Origin of the sequence: Westiellopsis prolifica IICB1 (genome assembly GCF_004323185.1) — a bacterium.
GTDB classification, from domain to species: Bacteria; Cyanobacteriota; Cyanobacteriia; order Cyanobacteriales; family Nostocaceae; genus Pelatocladus; species Pelatocladus prolificus_A.
Genome location: NZ_NAPS01000002.1, coordinates 2,435,505 through 2,453,772, shown reverse-complemented (window position 1 = coordinate 2,453,772; position 18,268 = coordinate 2,435,505). Strand labels below are relative to the sequence as shown.

Annotated in this window: 15 protein-coding genes; 7 read left to right on the top strand and 8 right to left on the bottom strand. The window is 38.6% G+C overall.

All coding sequences use genetic code 11. The features are described 5' to 3' along the window. The 6 genes from B4U84_RS24885 to B4U84_RS24860 form a co-directional block, all read right to left on the bottom strand. Nucleotides 1–1,249 (bottom strand): nSTAND1 domain-containing NTPase (locus B4U84_RS24885; RefSeq protein WP_510650810.1); only part of this gene is annotated, 1,249 nt, incomplete at its 3' end. A 43-nt stretch (nt 1,250–1,292) separates the two neighbouring features. Continuing rightward, nucleotides 1,293–1,721: a Crp/Fnr family transcriptional regulator gene (locus tag B4U84_RS24880; RefSeq protein WP_017312104.1), complete on the bottom strand. Its 429-nt coding sequence runs from the start codon at nt 1,719–1,721 to the stop codon at nt 1,293–1,295. A 666-nt stretch (nt 1,722–2,387) separates the two neighbouring features. Then, nucleotides 2,388–3,332: a GDP-L-fucose synthase family protein gene (locus B4U84_RS24875; protein WP_131120882.1), complete on the bottom strand. Its 945-nt coding sequence runs from the start codon at nt 3,330–3,332 to the stop codon at nt 2,388–2,390. A 22-nt stretch (nt 3,333–3,354) separates the two neighbouring features. Continuing rightward, nucleotides 3,355–4,434, bottom strand: coding sequence for a GDP-mannose 4,6-dehydratase (gene gmd, locus B4U84_RS24870; RefSeq protein WP_131120881.1), 1,080 nt, complete (start codon nt 4,432–4,434; stop codon nt 3,355–3,357). A gap of 450 nt (nt 4,435–4,884) precedes the next feature. Continuing rightward, nucleotides 4,885–5,718: an undecaprenyl-phosphate galactose phosphotransferase family protein gene (locus tag B4U84_RS24865; RefSeq protein ID WP_017312107.1), complete on the bottom strand. Its 834-nt coding sequence runs from the start codon at nt 5,716–5,718 to the stop codon at nt 4,885–4,887. 107 nt (nt 5,719–5,825) lie between these two features. After that, nucleotides 5,826–6,965: a glycosyltransferase gene (locus B4U84_RS24860; protein WP_131120880.1), complete on the bottom strand. Its 1,140-nt coding sequence runs from the start codon at nt 6,963–6,965 to the stop codon at nt 5,826–5,828. Nucleotides 6,966–7,335: 370 nt separating this feature from the next. On the opposite strand from B4U84_RS24860, the gene B4U84_RS24850 reads away from it, so the two are divergent. Continuing rightward, the gene (locus B4U84_RS24850) at nt 7,336–8,271 is read left to right on the top strand and encodes an NAD-dependent epimerase/dehydratase family protein (RefSeq protein ID WP_131120879.1); all 936 of its coding nucleotides are present in this window, start codon (nt 7,336–7,338) and stop codon (nt 8,269–8,271) included. Nucleotides 8,272–8,560: 289 nt separating this feature from the next. Further along, nucleotides 8,561–8,755, top strand: coding sequence for a 2-oxoisovalerate dehydrogenase E1 subunit beta (locus B4U84_RS24845; protein ID WP_131120878.1), 195 nt, complete (start codon nt 8,561–8,563; stop codon nt 8,753–8,755). Nucleotides 8,756–8,786: 31 nt separating this feature from the next. Here the strand turns inward: B4U84_RS24845 and pgsA are convergent, their stop codons facing one another. After that, nucleotides 8,787–9,299: a CDP-diacylglycerol--glycerol-3-phosphate 3-phosphatidyltransferase gene (pgsA, locus tag B4U84_RS24840; protein WP_131120877.1), complete on the bottom strand. Its 513-nt coding sequence runs from the start codon at nt 9,297–9,299 to the stop codon at nt 8,787–8,789. 148 nt (nt 9,300–9,447) lie between these two features. Between pgsA and B4U84_RS24835 the strand changes: the two genes are divergently transcribed. The 5 genes from B4U84_RS24835 (at nt 9,448) to B4U84_RS24815 (ending at nt 17,459) form a co-directional block, all read left to right on the top strand. Next, nucleotides 9,448–10,863 (top strand): aspartate ammonia-lyase, encoded by a 1,416-nt coding sequence (locus B4U84_RS24835; protein ID WP_131120876.1) that lies wholly within the window; start codon nt 9,448–9,450, stop codon nt 10,861–10,863. Between the two features lie 220 nt (nt 10,864–11,083). Continuing rightward, complete coding sequence (locus B4U84_RS24830) at nt 11,084–12,055, top strand: Npun_F2552 family protein (RefSeq protein WP_017312113.1); 972 nt, start codon at nt 11,084–11,086, stop codon at nt 12,053–12,055. Between the two features lie 860 nt (nt 12,056–12,915). Further along, nucleotides 12,916–13,098 (top strand): TLTLP motif-containing protein, encoded by a 183-nt coding sequence (locus B4U84_RS24825; protein ID WP_071524795.1) that lies wholly within the window; start codon nt 12,916–12,918, stop codon nt 13,096–13,098. Nucleotides 13,099–13,999: 901 nt separating this feature from the next. Next, a complete protein-coding gene (locus B4U84_RS24820; RefSeq protein WP_131120875.1) occupies nt 14,000–15,643 on the top strand; it encodes a fasciclin domain-containing protein in 1,644 nt (547 codons plus the stop codon). A 178-nt stretch (nt 15,644–15,821) separates the two neighbouring features. Next, nucleotides 15,822–17,459 carry a tetratricopeptide repeat protein gene (locus tag B4U84_RS24815; RefSeq protein ID WP_131120874.1) on the top strand — a complete coding sequence of 546 codons (1,638 nt, stop codon included), beginning with the start codon at nt 15,822–15,824 and terminating at the stop codon, nt 17,457–17,459. Between the two features lie 39 nt (nt 17,460–17,498). Here B4U84_RS24815 and B4U84_RS24810 read toward each other — a convergent pair whose 3' ends face one another. Then, entirely contained in the window at nt 17,499–18,209 is a 711-nt protein-coding gene (locus B4U84_RS24810) for a rhomboid family intramembrane serine protease (RefSeq protein ID WP_131120873.1), read from the bottom strand. Nucleotides 18,210–18,268: the final 59 nt, after the last annotated feature.

The following is an 18,268-nucleotide window of genomic DNA, read 5'->3' as shown; positions in this document are numbered from 1 at the left end:
CGGAAGTCAAACTTGCGAGTTCTAAGGCTAAAGTTTTAATTTCTAAGGTGGAACTGTCGAGTTCTGAAGTTGAAGTTTCGAGTTCTGAAGTTGAACTTTCAAACTCAGAAGTCAAAATTTCGATTTCGGAAGTCAAACTTGCGAGTTCTGAGGCTAAAGTTTCAATTTCTGAAGTGGAACTTTCGAGTTCTAAAGTCGAAGTTTCGAGTTCTGATGTGGAAATTTCAAATTCTAAAGTCGAAGTTTCGAGTTCTGAAGTTGAAGTTTCAAATTCTAAAGTCGAAGTTTCGAGTTCTGAGGTCGAAGTTTCAAGTTCTGAGGGGAAAACTCCCAGTTCAGAATTCAAATTTTGATTTTTTCCATTTTCTCTATTCTGCGTCTGTGCGTCTTGTGTTGTTGCTAATTTCCGCACTCCTTCTTCAATCTGGTGTACCAACTCTTCTATCCAATTGCGGTAAACTCGTATTTGCACAACCAAGTTGTCTTGAGTGGCGATCGCTTTGTTTTTCAATGCTGGGATCAATCCTGCATTTAACAGCGAAGTTTTGCCAACACCTGATTTTCCATAAATAATTATTAATTTGTTATTTTCACAACCAATACGTTCAAGTAAATGTTCTACATCCTTTTGGCGACCAGAAGCAGTTATTTCTGGTGCGATATTTTCTTGTTGAGATGTGAACAGTTGCTTTTCTACACTGGGGATTAACTTTGCTTGCTGTATAGCTTCCAAGCTACCTGCACCAATAAATATCCGCAAGCCATACTTTTGTTCAATAGATCTTTGTTCCAACTTGGTGCAAAAGGCTTCTAGATATTGTTTTTCCTGTTTATATAGTCTCTGCAAGCTATTTAAAATACTAATGTAAATATAGGGAATATTTTCAGTAATACCAATTTGTTTAGCAGCTTCTAAATTACTGATAGCTGCGATCACTTCGTTTAATTGTTCTTGGGCTTGCGCGAGAATAAATAGACAAGAACTTTTCAGGAATAAGCACTCGCTCAAATGAGCAGGAATAGAGGTAGAACTGTGCAGGCAATTTTTTCTATTTTCGTGACTAGATAAAATTTCCAGTACTTTTTGAGCTTCCTCTTTAGCATTATGCCAATTTCTTTTTGCTAAAGCGACTTTAGCCAAAAGATGGTGTTCTTGGGCTATTTTCAGTAAGTTTTTTTCTTTGGAGAAAGTTTTATTCTTCGCCCTACTTTCCACATCAGGAGAGTATTGCATAATTTGTGTAGGCACCTTATTTTTTACTTTCTCATTCTAGTCTTACTTAAAAAAGCGCTCATATCGCATTAATTTTATCGTTCAGTTCTCGAATTCTGCGGGAAAGAATACCAATAATGTTTACGGCGATATCAGGAATTTCATCAATTGCTTCATAAAGTTGTTCTTGTGTCAATTCCAAGCATTCACAAGCTTCTAAAGTTGTGGCGGAAGCGGAACGCGGTTGAGCATCAAAGACAGCCATTTCACCAAAGGATTCGCCTTTGGAAAAGATAGCTAGTTGTTGTTTAGCAATATGAACTTTAACTTTACCGGAAACGACAATATAAAGCGATCGCCCTTCGTCTCCTTCATTAAAAATAGTATAATTCCCTGGAAATGATAATTCATCCATGACAGAAGCCAAGCGAACGATAAAATCATCCCGTAGTTCTTTAAAAATGGGTACTCTACGAACTAATAATAAACGTTCAACGGTAGATAACATATTTGTTAAGCTAAAACTGTTGAGAAGAGTATTAATAAATCTTAATTTTGATACTACTTTAGATTGCGATCGCCAATGTAAAATTCAGTTTTAATCCCCGAAAATTTTCTTGGATTTCAGTTCTGGGCAATATGCAAATTTTTTAATTTATATCATGTCCGCTTGAAAATTGACGAGCAAAACGACGCGGAGATATTGAGACACGGTGACGCAGAGGATTTTTTAATAAGTAATTAATTTACTTGACATTAACTTAGGACTTACGCAAAATCATGAAAAAACGTAGACGCGTCAGCGGCTTCCCTTTGGGTACCGCGTAGACGCGTCAGCGGCTTCAAGGTAGAGTAGGACGCATTAGACGCGCAAGCGGCTTCCCGTAGGGTAGGACACGTAGACACGCAGTGGCTTCCTGAAAGGTAGGAATAAGAGTTTGGGAGAGTTTTTGCGTAAGTCCTATAACTGCCAAATATGATTTGAAGCCAATTTCTTATCCCCATTTGATGTCAAGAAAGATAAACTTAAAATTTCTTAATAATAAAAATAAGCTGCGTATACCAGCAGCATTGATAAAAATTCTATTTTTTTTACCCTGATCCCCGGTTTCCGTTTTTTGTTTCCTATTTCCAAGTTAAGGTGGGCAAATTTTGCCCACCTTAATTTTTAAGCTTAAGCAGCGTTTTGACGCCACCATTCAATCGTATTTTTCAACCCTTGCTTAAAGTCTACCTGGGCAGTAAAACCAAAGGCTTGTTTTGCTCTCTCGGTATCTAAGCAACGGCGGGGTTGACCGTTGGGTTTGTCGGTTTCCCAAACAATTTCGCCGTCATACTCCATCAATTCACAAATTAAGTTAATCAAGTCACGGATGGAGATTTCATAACCAGTTCCCAAATTCACGGGTTCTGAGTCGTTATAAAATTGTGTCCCCATGACAATACCCCGCGCTGCATCTTCTGAATAGAGAAACTCGCGGGTAGGACTACCATCACCCCAAACGGGGATTTGCTTTTCTCCCTTAATTTGGGCTTCGTGAACTTTACGAATTAATGCTGGGATCACGTGGGAACTTCTGGGATCAAAATTATCTTCTGGCCCGTATAAATTCACCGGCAAAAGATAAATGCCGTTAAAGCCATATTGTTGACGATAGGATTGCAACTGGACTAAAAGCGCTTTTTTCGCTATTCCGTAGGGGGCGTTAGTTTCTTCTGGATAACCATTCCAGAGGTCATCTTCTTTGAATGGCACTGGGGTAAATTTGGGATATGCACAAATAGTACCCACACAAACGAATTTTTCTATGCCAACTTGATAGGCAGCATGAATTAGCTGGGTTCCCATCATCAAGTTGTCGTAAAATAATTCGGCAGGTTTTTCCCGATTCAGACCAATACCGCCAACATGAGCTGCTAAGTGAATGACAATATCTTGTTGATCAACCGCACGCTGGCAATTTTCCATTAAGCGTAAATCACAATCACGCGATCGCGGCAAGGAAATTTTTTCTGGATTAGCTCCAGCTTGACATAACTGGTTGACTACCTGACGTCCCAGGAAGCCAGTCCCACCAGTCACAAGAATGCGTTTATCTTTGAGTTCCAAGGTGTTCATCTTTTGTTCTCGTGGATTTTGTTCACAGATGTAGCACCCCTACTTCCTGGCGAATCATGGCATTATCCATAATTGCGTTTGCTAATTGTCCATTGGGAGAAGTCAAACCTAGAGCTTGTAAGTCTGCTTCCACCATTAAAGAAACTAGTTCCTCAAATGTTACCGAAGGTTTCCAGCCCAATTTTTCCTGGGCTTTTGTTGGATCACCAATCAACAAGTCTACTTCTGCTGGGCGCAGATAGCGTGGATCAAATTCCACATAATCTTGCCACTTGAGATTTACATAACCAAACGCCAGTTCTAGAAATTCGTGTACTGTATGAGTTTCACCAGTAGCAATTACATAGTCGTCAGGTTCGTCTTGCTGCAACATCATCCACATTGCTTTGACGTAATCTTTGGCATAACCCCAATCCCGCTTGGCATCCAGATTACCCATATATAGTTTTTTCTGTCTACCAGCAAAAATCCGGGCTACAGCCATTGTTATTTTACGTGTGACAAAGGTTTCACCCCGTCTCGGTGATTCGTGGTTAAACAATATGCCATTACACGCAAACAAGCCGTAAGATTCCCGGTAGTTTACAGTTTGCCAGTGGGCATAAACCTTAGCACAGGCATAGGGACTGCGGGGATAAAAAGGTGTAGTTTCCTTTTGCGGTACTTCTTGTACCAAACCAAACATTTCTGAAGAACCAGCTTGGTAGAAGCGTACCTGAATACCTGTACGGTGTTGATAGTCGCGAATTGCTTCCAACAGACGCAGTGTTCCCATTCCCACTGCATCAACTGTGTATTCTGGTGCATCAAAGCTGACCCTTACATGGGATTGAGCGCCCAAATTGTAAATCTCTGTTGGTTGGACTTCTTCTAAGATGCGGCGCAGTGTAGTACCATCTGTCAGATCCCCATAGTGAAGAAACAGCCGCACTCCTTCTTTGTGAGGGTCTTCGTAAATATGGTCGATGCGGTCTGTGTTAAAGGTGGAAGTCCGACGAATAATCCCATGAACCTCATAACCTTGTTCTAGTAAAAATTCACTTAAGTAGGAACCATCTTGACCGGTAATACCAGTGATCAACGCTCGCTTTTGTTGCGTCATGCTCAATTATCCCTTGTCGTTTCTGATGATTATTTATACAAGCTACCTGGTACAACTTAGCAGTAAATTGCTCAATTGCTCAATGGGAAACCCACGAGTTCCCTTGCTTCTATGTTATTTCACCTCAGTAAATATGCCGATTTTAGATTATTTTCAGGATCTTTCCTAATTCAAACAAATAAATTTGTCGAAGCCGTCTATATTTTCTGCAATTTTTTACTGAAAGTTTATATTTTTTTTTAATTGTGAAGAAATAATAAAGCTGAAATTATAAGCAAAATACTGATTAAAATTCCTCGTCCCTTAATGGGCGAGGAATTTGGTAATTAGTTTTGCCATTACCGATTACCAATTTACACGACGGGGCGAATTTCCTTTACACCTGGAAAGTGGTTGTAGCATCCCCGCCGCTTTTGTTAATGTCCCACGAAATCAAGGTGTGGTACTTTTTCAGTAAGCTCCGTTATCTTTTGGTATGATTACCACACGAATCGTTTTCAAAACAATCCATAGATCTAGCCAAAAATTCCGGAATTTCACATAATGCAGGTCTATTTGGACTCGCCGAGGATAGGGAATGTCATTGCGACCAGAGACTTGCCATAATCCAGTTATGCCAGGTCGGATAGTTAAGATTTGGTCAATGTAATAACCGTATTTTGGTAATTCTTCCGCTACTAAGGGTCGTGGACCAACAACGCTCATGTCTCCTTTGAGAACATTCCAAAATTGAGGAAATTCGTCCAAACTGGTAATTCGTAAAAATTTACCGATCATTGTAATTCGAGGATCGTGTTTGAGTTTGAAAGTGCTTTCAAATTCTTGCCGCAGTTCTGGCGATGTATCCATCATTTGCATGAGAATTTCGTCAGCGTTCGTTACCATGGTGCGGAATTTAATACAATTGAAAGGCTTGTAGTTTTTACCAACCCGTTCTTGGACATAAAAAATTGGGCCTTCTGAGCTCAAAGCAATTAGCAAGGCCAAAATTAAATAAACGGGAGAAAACAAAATTAGTACAGAAAGCGAAAAGACAATATCAAATAGTCGTTTACCAAACTCTCCGTTGAGAGCCTGAAAGGACAGACCTCTAGGTTTAACTCTAGGCGTCTTTACTGGTTGACCGCGTTTTATGAACGTACGCGATCGCCCGATCCACGTTAACCTGGCTTCGCCAGATGGCGATCGTCTTTCAGGCAAAGAGGGGCTGTCTGTAAAAGAACGCCCCGTCCCGGATGCGCTACGCGAGCGCTTGCCGGAGAGGAGTGAGCTCTGGGCAGTCATCATACTCCTTAATAATCCACACCACACATAGTCCCAATCTTAAAGCTAAACGCAGGTGCTTCTGGGAGCAATTTTCCAAAAGCTTCTGCAAAAACAATATCTCACATCTACTTGGATAAATTTTTTTCGATACACCTCTGTAAAAATTCTAGATAACGCTGGACAAAATTTTGAGTTTTAAACTGTTCTGCGTGTAATCTGACATATTCTGGATTGAGTTTACTGTAAGAGGCTTCTAAAGTTTGTGTCGCTCTAATGATAGAGGCTTCTTTTTGTTCCTCAAACAATATACCCGTTCCCTGATCTCCCCAAGTGCGGATATCCCGTACCGTTTCTTTCGCACCACCAGCATCGTAGGCAATTACTGGCGTTCCACAAGCTTGTGCTTCTACTAAGGCAATGCCAAAATCTTCACAAGCTGCATATACAAAACCTTTAGCATAAGCCATATATTTTTTGACAACCTCATCAGGCTGCCAACCGAGAATTTGTATATTTGAGTTTGCTATTTGACGAATTTTTTTCATTTCCGGGCCTGTACCAATTACTATTAATTTTTTTTGCATTTGGTTGAAAGCTCTGACAATTAGAGATACTTGTTTGTAACTAACTAATCGGGAAACAGTTAGATAGAAGTCTTCTTTGTCAGGTGAAAAAGCAAAATTTTCGATATTAACAGGCGGATAAATTACAGTTGCTTCCCGTCGGTAGCAACGCCAAATTCGACGAGCTGTATGTTGGGAATTAGCAACAAAATAATCAACACGATTAGCACTCAATACATCCCATATACGTAAATTATGTAATAAATATCGTGTTATCCAACCAGGTACACCTTTACCTAGCTTACTTTGGTGCAAATAATCAAAAGTTAAGTCCCAAGCGTAGCGCATGGGACTATGGCAATAACAAATATGTAACTGTTCAGGGGAAGTGAGAACTCCTTTAGCAACAGCATGAGATGAAGAAAGAATGATATCATACCCGCGCAAATCGAGTTGTTCAATTGCTAACGGTAAAAAGGGCAGGTATTTTTGTACACCTGTATAGGCAAAGGGGAAGTCTTGGAGAAACGTCGTGCCAATCTGACGTTTATATAAATAGCTGTCTGGATTGCGAGATTCAAAATCGATGAGGGCATACAAGTCCGCATCAATAGAGTTCAGAATTTCCCGCACAACTAGTTCTGAACCACCAGTGGCTTTAGGTGTCAGCCACTCATGCACCAAAGCATATTTCAAGGGCACAGCTAACTTTAATTAATAGGTAAAGAAAAGTACATGTGAATGTGAGGTTAACTGAAAAGTTTCCCGTTGTCATTGAAAATGGGAAATGCCCCATATCAACTAAAAGACGTTATCTTCTCCAAATAGGTTCCACAAGCTGATAACCTCAAATTGGGGATTGGGGATCGGGGATCGGGGATCGGGGAGCAGGGATCGGGGATTGGGGATTAGGGGTTGAGAAGAGACGCGGAAGGGAGAGCAAAAGACAACAGAGAATCTATCAAAAATATTCTCCCACCTCCCCGTGTCCTCCTTGTCTTCCTTGTCCCCCTTCCTCTATCCCTATTCCGCAATCTCTTTAAAAGGTAACTAACATAAAAATTGGGGATTTATGCGAATTCTAATCATGGGTGGTACTCGATTCATTGGTGTTTACCTCACACAACTGTTAGTACAACAAGGACATGAAATAGTACTTTTTAATCGCGGTAATCGTCCAGTACCAATTAAGGGTGTAGGACAAATAACAGGCGATCGCACTGACACCACCCTATTAAAAGAAAAACTTTCTCAAGAGAATTTTGATGTCATTTTTGACAATAACGGGCGGGAACTTACTGATACTGAACCACTTGCAGAAATTTTTCAAGGCCGTGTACAAAATTTTGTCTACATGAGTTCTGCTGGAGTATACCTCAAATCCGACCAAATGCCTCACATTGAAGGTGATACAGTCGATCCGAAAAGTCGCCACAAAGGTAAGCATGAAACCGAAGCTTACTTAACACAACAAGGAATTCCCTTTACTTCTATTCGTCCCACATATATTTATGGACCACAGAACTATAACGATTTAGAAGCTTGGTTTTTTGATAGAATTGTGCGCGATCGCCCAATTCCGATCCCCGGTAATGGTTTACATATGACCCAGCTAGGCCATGTCAAAGACTTAGCAACAGCAATGACCAAAGTTTTAGGTAATTCCCAAGCAATTAGACAAATTTACAATATTTCAGGCGATCGCTTTGTCACATTTGATGGTTTAGCCCGTGCTTGTGCTGTGGCGGCGGGAAAATCACCAGATGATATTAAAATCGTTCATTACGACCCAAAAAAATTTGACTTTGGTAAGCGTAAAGCATTTCCCTTGCGAACACAACACTTTTTTGCTTCAGTCAATAAAGCCATGACTCAATTAGATTGGCAACCTGAGTATGATTTAATTTCTGGGTTAAAAGATTCCTTTGAGAATGATTATTTAGTATCAGGGCGAAATCAAGCAGAAATTTATTTTTCTGTGGATGAAGAAATACTAGTATCTATTTAGCCCGATTGTAAAAGCTTAGTGTCTTTGTGTCTTTGTGGTTCAATAACCCTCGATTTTTGACCACCAAGACAGCAAGACACTAGTTCTACTTTCGACCAAAATCGGCACTCAAATCAAATGCGATCGCATGGGGTTAAACTCCCCAACTTCTTTGCAAGCTTATTTTCAAGAATTAGATGAAACGTAGGGTTTTAGATAAGGTGGGAGATTGTGGAGGGTCGCTGTTGTAGGCTTTTTGTTTTAATTACTGTAAAATTATTGTTGTAACTAGCTACTGACAGAAGAATTCGTGAAAAATACAACGTCAGAAATTGTATTTCTGATTGAAGAAGACCCTGAAAGTGGTTATGTAGCAACAGCATTGGGTGAAGCTATTTTCACCCAGACCTCAGACATGACGACTTTAAAAGAAATGGTTCGTGATGCGGTTCGATGTCATTTCCCTGATGAAGATACCCGTCCAAAGGTAATTCGGTTGCATTGATATGTGAATTGGAATAAAACAAGAAACCGTATTAATTATTATTTGTTTGCGGTAAAAGATAAATCACTCCAGAAATTATGGTGAGGGTGACAGAAACCCAAAAAGCAATGAGAGAGGCAATTCTCCAAACTTCTGGTAATGGTGCAATCAAAAGAGCGATCGCAATGATTTGGCTAACAGTTTTGAGTTTACCCCAAATATTCGCTCCGGTAATTGTAGTTTGATTTACACGCCAACCAGCGATCGCTAACTCCCGTGCTAGTATCAAAAATACTCCCCAAGCAGGAATTTGTTGTAGTTCAATCAAGACTAGTAAAGGAGCAAGTACCAGTAATTTATCTACTAACGGATCAAGAAATTTACCTAAATCACTTATTTGGTTAAGTTTTCGCGCTAAGTACCCATCTAGCCAATCAGTACCAGCTGCAACCAAGAAAATTGCCAAACACACCCACCTAGCTGTTGGTGTGGGGTTGTATAAACCATAAAGCAGGAATGGTAAGCCCAATAAGCGGGAAAATGTAATCCAGTTAGGTAAAGTCATGAAATTTTAGATTTTTGATTTTGAGATTTTGGATTTATTTTGATAGATTAATTCGTTTGCGGTAATACCAATAAATAATATTTAATTTTAGATTGTTGATTTTAATAAGCAACTATACCCAATCTAAAATCTAAAATCCAAAATCACTATGACTCAACAAATAGATTCTCAATACAGAATAGAACGGGATTCGATGGGCGATCGCCAAATTGCTAGTAGCCTTTATTACGGTATTCAAACACTACGCGCTACAGAAAACTTCCCCATTAGCGGCATTAAACCACTAGCTACTTACGTAGATGCCTGTATTTTAATTAAAAAAGCTACTGCGATCGTCAATGGTGAACTAGGTTGTATTCCCCAAGAAATCAGTCAAGCAATAATCCAAGCTGCGAATGAAGTTCTAGCTGGTAAATTCCGTGATCAGTTTGTGGTAGATGTTTATCAAGCGGGTGCTGGTACATCTCATCATATGAATGTCAATGAAGTACTAGCAAATCGGGCGTTAGAAATTCTCGGTGATGAGAAAGGTAACTACAAGCGTGTTAGTCCTAATGATCATGTTAACTATGGACAGTCTACCAATGATGTCATTCCCACGGCAATTAGAATTGGTGGTTTATTGGCGTTGTCTAGAACACTACATCCAGCTTTAGAAACAGCGATCGCGACCTTAGAAGCAAAAGCAACAGAGTTTCAAGATATCGTTCGTTCTGGCAGAACTCATATGCAAGATGCTGTTCCGGTGCGCTTGGGTGAAAATTTTCGTGCTTGGGCGCACATTCTTACAGAACACCAAAACCGGATTTACGCTGCTAGTGGTGATTTAATGATACTGGGTTTGGGTGGAAGTGCAGCGGGTACAGGTATGAATACTCATCCCCAATATCGCGCTCGTGTGGTAGCAACTCTGGCAGAATTAATTAATAGTCCACTACAACCTGCACCCCACCTCATGGCAGCAATGCAGAGTATGGCACCTTTTGTCAATGTTTCTGGTGCTTTACGTAACATAGCGCAAGATTTAGTGAAAATTTCTCATGATTTGCGATTGATGGACTCTGGACCAAAAACTGGTTTAAAAGAAATTCAACTCCCACCTGTGCAGCCAGGTTCTTCGATTATGCCAGGTAAGTACAACCCTGTGATGGCAGAGATGACATCAATGGTGTGTTTTCAGGTGATGGGTTACGACAGTGCGATCGCACTTGCAGCCCAAGCAGGACAATTAGAATTAAATGTGATGATGCCACTGATTGCCTATAACTTGATTCATAGTATAGAAATTCTCGGTAACACCATTACTGCACTCACCCAACGCTGCATTCAAGGAATTACCGCTAACCAGGAACGTTGTTTAGCATATGCAGAAGGAAGTTTAGCTTTAGTCACAGCTTTAAACACCCACATTGGTTATTTAAATGCTGCATCCGTGGCCAAAGAATCCTTGGAAACCGGCAAATCCCTACGACAGATTGTGCTGGAAAAAGGACTGATGAGTGAAGCAGAATTAGCCGAGGTTTTAAATCTGGAACAAATGAGCCAAATTGTACCCTTGGAATAGAAATTGTCATTGGTCAAGTGTCATTGGTAAGGGTTTGAGACATGTTTACTTTTCGCAACTCAGTTATGTTTATTCTCACCGACTTACTTAGGCTAGTAATTGGTAATGGGTAATTGGTAATGGTTGTTTGTTACTTATTCCCGATCCCCGATCCCGGATTCCCGATTCCCGATCCCCGATTCCCGATCCCTGATCCCTGATCCCCAATCCCCTTTCTAATATGCAAACTCAAACATCAACTGTTAGTTTCATTCGAGCTAATTCTTACGAACGAGATATTTTAAGAAAATCTTTAGAAACGCTGCTAGAACCATTTGGAGGAATGGTGGCGTTTGTCAAACCAGGAAATCGCGTTTTACTTAAACCTAATTTGCTGACGGGCGCACGTCCTGGCAAAGAGTGTACCACGCGATCGCAACTAGTTTATGTAGTAGCACAGATGGTGATTGAAGCTGGTGGTAAGCCATTTTTAGGCGATAGTCCTGCTTTCGGTAGCGCCAAGGGAGTAGCTTTAGCCAATGGTTATCAACCGATTTTAGAAGAACTCAATTTGCCAATTATTGATTTTCAAGGTGTTCGTTATCAAACTGTTAGCGAACAGTTCAACCATCTCCTACTCTCTAAAGAAGCGATAGAAGCAGATGTAGTGATCAATCTACCCAAAGTCAAATCTCATGCTCAATTAGTGCTGACATTGGGTGTAAAAAATTTGTTTGGTTGCGTTCCTGGCAAAATGAAAGCTTGGTGGCACATGGAAGCAGGAAAAGATGCTAACAGATTCGGAGAAATGTTAGTAGAAACTGCTAGAACAATTAACCCAAATCTGACCATATTAGACGGTATTATTGGTCATGAAGGCAATGGTCCTAGTGGTGGCGAACCTCGTTTATTGGGTATTTTAGGTGCATCACCAGATGTATTTGCCTTAGATCGAGCTATGGTAGAGATACTTAATGTCCCAGCGATAACAGTACCTACTGTCGCTGCATCCATGCGTTTGGGGGTCTGTCCAGAACTAAACGCTATCCATTATCCTTGTTTGCATCCTGAGTTACTAAAAATAGATGATTGGCGATTACCAGACAAGTTCATTCCTATTGATTTTGGTATGCCTCGCGTCATCAAATCTACCTTCAAACATCTCTATATCAAGTTTATCAAAGAACCAATCAGCGCTTATGTTAGAAGCTAGCCACAACAAGTGCAAATTCTGCTACAGCAATTTCAAAACCGCCAGAGTAAGCTAAAAATACCCTCCGATTGCTTAACCAGACCGCCCTACTCGATTAGTGGCGGTTTTTTCATTTGAGATACTAGTTTTTAATAATTATGCTAATTTCTACTTTAGAATTAGACTGCAAAGCACCGACCATATTAATTGCTTGAGCATGAAATCATTTTTATCTACCTATTTATAGATTGACAAAATATCAAAAAGCACTTTTATTTAATATTTTATCTGAATTTATTTTTTGTTGAGTATAATCACTGATAAAAACTACAAAATATCAAACAATACTTGTATATACTCAATATATATTTAGGGTTTAAAGTCTTTAACTATTTAGATGCTCTCAAAATTATTTTTTCAGTACTATTACTTACTAATCTCACAAATGTAAAAATAAATATATAAACATTATTGATTTAGTGTATTTTTGAGGAAATTTACAAAAACGAAAAACCCACAACCTAAGCATTTTAAGCTTTTTCGAGTTTTATATTTTCAATAAATTGTATATAAAATTACATAAATAACTTAAAATAAAATTTAAATTGTATTCTTGAATGCTAAAAATTTAGTTGGTCAACAATGCAGAGATTATATAGGTTAATAAAAAGTTAAGCAATAATAATTACATGGTTAGCAAAATTTTTCTCATAAAAATTTAGTATCAAGTGTTGCTAGATACAAAAACTCAGAAGTTGATTGATTAAGATAGATACAATGCTTGACGATTAAAAAAATTACAGTTAAAAAGTAGCTAAAATAGTAATTAGACTCTTTTGTCAGAGTCTAAATGCAAAATAAAGTGATCAAACAAACTTTTTATGAATTCAAACAGCCAGTCTGCCAATTCCACCGACGCATCTTCCCATCGTTTGGCAGACATCATCGGAACTGTGATCGGGTTGCTAACTTTGACATTGCCTCTGTTAGTTATTGCTAATTACTCTTCCGTAAATATTCCAAAAACCGAACCATCCATAATCTATAACCTCAAACAGAAGTGAAAACATTAGAGATGAATTGAAGAAAAGCAGTTTTTAATAACTACAATGTGTTGCTTTAAAATATAGCAATCATATTTGACTTGTGAAACTTGAATACATAAATCCCCGATTTTTTAGAGAAGTCGGGGATTTTGTTTTTCACCCATATTTTATGAAAATAACTCTGTTATAAGGGCTAACTGTAGCGATTCTAATTGAGTTGTGAGAAGATACAAAATCCGAGATACCCGACAACTCATGCGAAGTCAGGGATCATGCCTCTCACTAATGATTTAGGATTGCTGTGTATAGCTGCTAAGTGATTGAGTTGATTATTAAGTTTGTTTTCCCAGTCACAAGTCACTGTAATTATGATTCCACTATTTTGCTGGAATAGCGAACAGTTTGCTTCATATTATCAGCATAACAGACATTTAGCACCTAAGATCCCTTGCTTTCGGTAGATATATATTCCTTGCTTTTGATATATTACTCAGACACTCAAAAACGGGTATCATTAATGGAGGAGTCAATATTGACTGAAGCAATTGCCTACTTTGGAAAGTGTAATGATTTATCACTTTCTAGTTTAATTATCATGAATTGATGAGCTTGTAATGTAGCTGACAAACAATGAGAAATAAATTGCTCTTTCACTAACAATACTTAACTTAAATATTTGTCAACCACCACTAGAAAGAATTTATACATTAAAAAGTATTGTTTTTTTATGGATGTGTTTGACATTAGACCTATGAAACTTCTTAAACGGAAGTCAAAATAAAAACTTCTGTTTGATTTTACAAAATCAACTGATATCATCACAAATAAAAGCAAGAAGGATTGTATTTTGCATGTCTAAGTCAAGGTAAAAGCTCTGTTTTGTTAACTATCGATATGTGTTGTTGAGGAGGAAGTGTTCATGCGTAGTTTATCTAGTTGGTCGTTCACAAGTAGTGCATTAGTAGCTTTAGGAATGATGGCTACTGTGACAAGTCCAATAATAATGTCCGCTCCTGTATCTGCTCAGGTTAATGCGCCAACTCCAGCACCTGCACCCACACCTGCACCTGCTGTGACGACTCCTAGCTTTGCTGATGTACCAGCAGATTATTGGGCGTTACCATTTATTCAAGGTTTAGCTGCAAGAAATGTAATTGCTGGTTTTCCAGATGGAACCTTCAGACCAAATCAACCTGTAACGCGGGCTGAAATTGCAGCTATGTTCCAAAAAGCTTTTACGCTAAATCCAGTTCGTCAGCTACCACCAGAGGGTTTTAGAGACGTACCTTCTGATTTTTGGGCAGCATCTGCAATTAGAGCTGCTTATGAAGCTGGATTTCTGGCAGGTTTTCCCAATAACTTGTTTCAGCCAAATCAAACAGTTTCTAAAGTAGATGCAATTACTGCTGTAGCTAATGGACTGAATTTAACTCCCAGTGGCTCTGTAGAACAAATTCTTTCTACTAATTATGTAGATGCTGGGCAAATTCCGACCTATGCTACTAATCAGGTGGCAGCAGCAACACAAGCTAATCTTGTCGTCAACTATCCTGATCTTAGAACGCTTAATCCTCAAGGAGGTCTGACCCGTGCGGAGGCGGCTGCACTTTTATACCAAGCATTGGTGAGACTTGGACAAGTGCAACCATTACCTGGCAATGTGGCAGCTGTCAGCTATATTGTGGGTGGTAATCCTCAAACTACAGGTGATATTGTTTCCATTGCGGAGTCTAGTGGTAGTTTTACAACTCTGACTTCTTTGTTGAAGACAGCAGGTTTAGCAGACGCTTTGAGACAACCAGGTCCCTATACAGTTTTTGCTCCGACAGACCAAGCATTTGCTGCTTTACCTCCAGATGTTTTACAGCAGTTGCAGCAACCAGAAAATAGAGAAACATTAATCAAAATTTTGAGATATCACGTAGTTTCTGGTGATTTGCCTGCAAACAAGCTGACATCTGGTGAAGTCAAAACTTTGGAAGATGAATCTGTAAATGTAAAAGTTGATACTGCCAACAATCAGATTGCCGTCAATAATGCCAGTGTCATTCAACCAGATGTGAAAGCGACTAATGGTGTTGTACACGTCATCAACCAAGTTTTGATTCCACCTGAATTGGCACAAGAGCAACAAACAGAAGGCGAAGAGACTGCTGTTAGAGTTAAGAGAAACTATATTGCTGTTGGTGGTAACATTGGTTTAGGTGGTAACACCGCTCTTGGCAGTGGAAACTTTGCAGTCACAAGCAAATTTGGTGTTACAAACAATTTCTCAATCCGACCAGGCGCAGTGATTGGGGATGATACTGTCTTTTTAGTTCCTATTACTTTTGACTTTGCTTTCCGACCAACTGATATTGGTGGTGGTGATGCTGTTATATCTCCTTATATAGGTGCTGGTGTCGCTATAGGAACTGGTGATGACACTGATATTGGTTTACTACTCACCGGTGGTGTAGATTATCCTTTGTCTTCTCAATTTATGATCACAGGTTCTGTGAATGCTTCTTTTGTTGATGACACAGATGTTGGCTTTATGTTAGGAGTCGGTTACAGATTCTAAAACAGCTAAAAATAGAGTAATTTTCTGGGATTTGCAAAAGTAAAGATTGTCGAATCCCCTATAATTACATAACCCCACCCCTAACTTAGATAGTAGGAGTGGGGTTTTATTTTGACAGTCAGTCCAGTTTTGATATCTTAGATAGAATCACCTGATCAAAAGATTCGCAGAAATATCAATGGACTGGATAACACTACTGCGATCGCTTCAATCAGACTTCATCAAAAGGTTAACATCTGGTTGTCTGCTGCATTGTCAAATAGAAGGTCAATATAGTGAAACAACGATAATCTCTGGAGAAAGGTTAAAAACCCTGAGAGATTTTTGCTGGCTAATGGCAGAAAAATATAAACGCGTTTCACCAGTACGTGACGTTTTTATCAGCTACCTCAAAGGAAAGTTAGGAGAGGAAGTTGTCAAAGAACGCCTAGCTGATTTGATTACAGAAGTAGATTACGAAAAGAGAATTGGCGGAGATGGTAAAACAGATTTTACGATGACGGCTAATCCATCTATTGGTATTGAGGTGAAATCTCGTTACGGTAACATTGATAAAGTCAGATGGTCAATCAGTGCGGAAGAAGTTGAGAAAAATGCAGTTGTTGTTTGCATTTTAATTCAAGAGCAAGTCAATGAGGCACAATCAGAATATCATCTCTTCCTAGCTGGTTTTCTGCCAACTCAAATGATTAAGTTGAAAACTGGCAGAATTTCCTTTGGAATACAGCAATTACTTTATGGTGGTGGTTTACGCGGTTATTTAGAACAATTACAAGATGCGAAAAATCATCAGCTAAATGAAAAAATATTTACAAATAATAAACAAAATATTAAATCCGAATTAATCTATCAACAACCATACACTTCATTCACAAAACCTGATTTAGATCCAGTTACAAATATAAATACTCAAAGCGAAAAATTAAATTTAATTTACATAAAACTTGGCGATGAATGCAGTGAAAAAGGACAATATCATGCTGCTATCATCAATTATAATGAAGCACTACAATTTTCTTCTCATGATGCCGATATATACTATAAACTTGGTTTAGCACGTTATGAAGTAGGAGATTACGAAGGAGCAATTGCTGATTATACTCAGGCAATTAGAATTAATCCTAAATACATTAAAGCTTACAATAAAAGCGGTTTAGCACGTTATAATTTAGGAGATTATGAAGGAGCAATTGCCGATTATACTCAGGCAATTAGAATTAATCCCAATGATGCGATCGCATACAAAAATCGTGCTGATGTGCGTTATTTTCTAGGGGATAAACAAGGAGCAATTGAAGATTATACTCAATTAGTCAAGTTATATCCACAGCCAGAAGGTAAAATAAATTTAAAAAATATTAAAATTGGAGATTATCAGGAACAAGTTGAAGATTTTGTCCAAGAAAGTGAGCTTGATGCTGATGATTTTATTGCTTATAAAAAGCGTGGAGACTTTCGCTTAGAATTGGGAGACTATGAAGGAGCAATAGCAGATTATACCCAAGCAATCAAAATAAATGCTCATGATGCCGATGCTTATTATAATCGCGGTAATGCTCGTTATGATGTCCAAGATTACGAAGGAGCGATCGCAGACTATACAGAAGCGATTAAAATAAATATCAATGATGCTGATGCCTATTATAATCGCGGTAATGCTCGTTATGATTTAGGAGATAAACAAGGAGCGATCGCAGATTTTCAGAAAGCTACAGCTATATATTATAAAGAAGGCAATCTTGCAAAACATAAAAAAGTTCAAGAAAGAATTTTAGATTTAGAAATCGAAGAATCTTTGGATGATTTAAAATTTTAGTTATTGATGGTTGGTGATTGGTAGTTGTTTCTTCATAACTCATTTTAATTGTAATCTTTTCATTGTAGTTATACCGATAATGAATCCTGCAATCTGCGCCCAATAATTAATACTATTCAGCGGGTTGACACCACCAGGGATATTTAAACTACCAATACCATAAAATAATTGTTGGACAAACCACCAAATTGTATAGAACATCGCTGGTATTTGCATAGGTATAAATATTACTAACAGAGGCATAACAGTATCAATTTTAACTTTGGGAAACTTGAAAATATATGCTCCCAAAACAGCTGCGATCGCACCATTTGCACCTATCAATGGTACGGTCAAATTGGGATTAGCAAGAATTTGGATTATTCCTGTCAGAACGCCACACATTAGATAAAACAGCAAAAATCGTCCATGACCGAGAATATTTTCTAAATTTCTGCCAAAAACCCATAAAAATAGTAGATTACCCAAAATTTGGCTAAAACTACCGTGAATAAACATTGCAGTTAACAAACAAGCAGAACGCGACAACACAAATATTCCAGCAGCAGAATTACCAGCAAATAAATTCGCGATCGCGCTATGCATTTGTGCTGGAATTAAACCCCAATTACTCACAAAAATACCTAACTGTCCACTAATTTCTAGCTTAAATTCCCATAAAAACAAAGCAAGGTTCATACCAATTAACCAATAAATCATTATCGGTTTTTTACGCGAACTAATGAAAAGGTTATCGCTAATAGGAATCATTGAAAAATGGGTAATGGGTAATGGGTAATTGATTAGCCATCAACGACTAACTACTAACC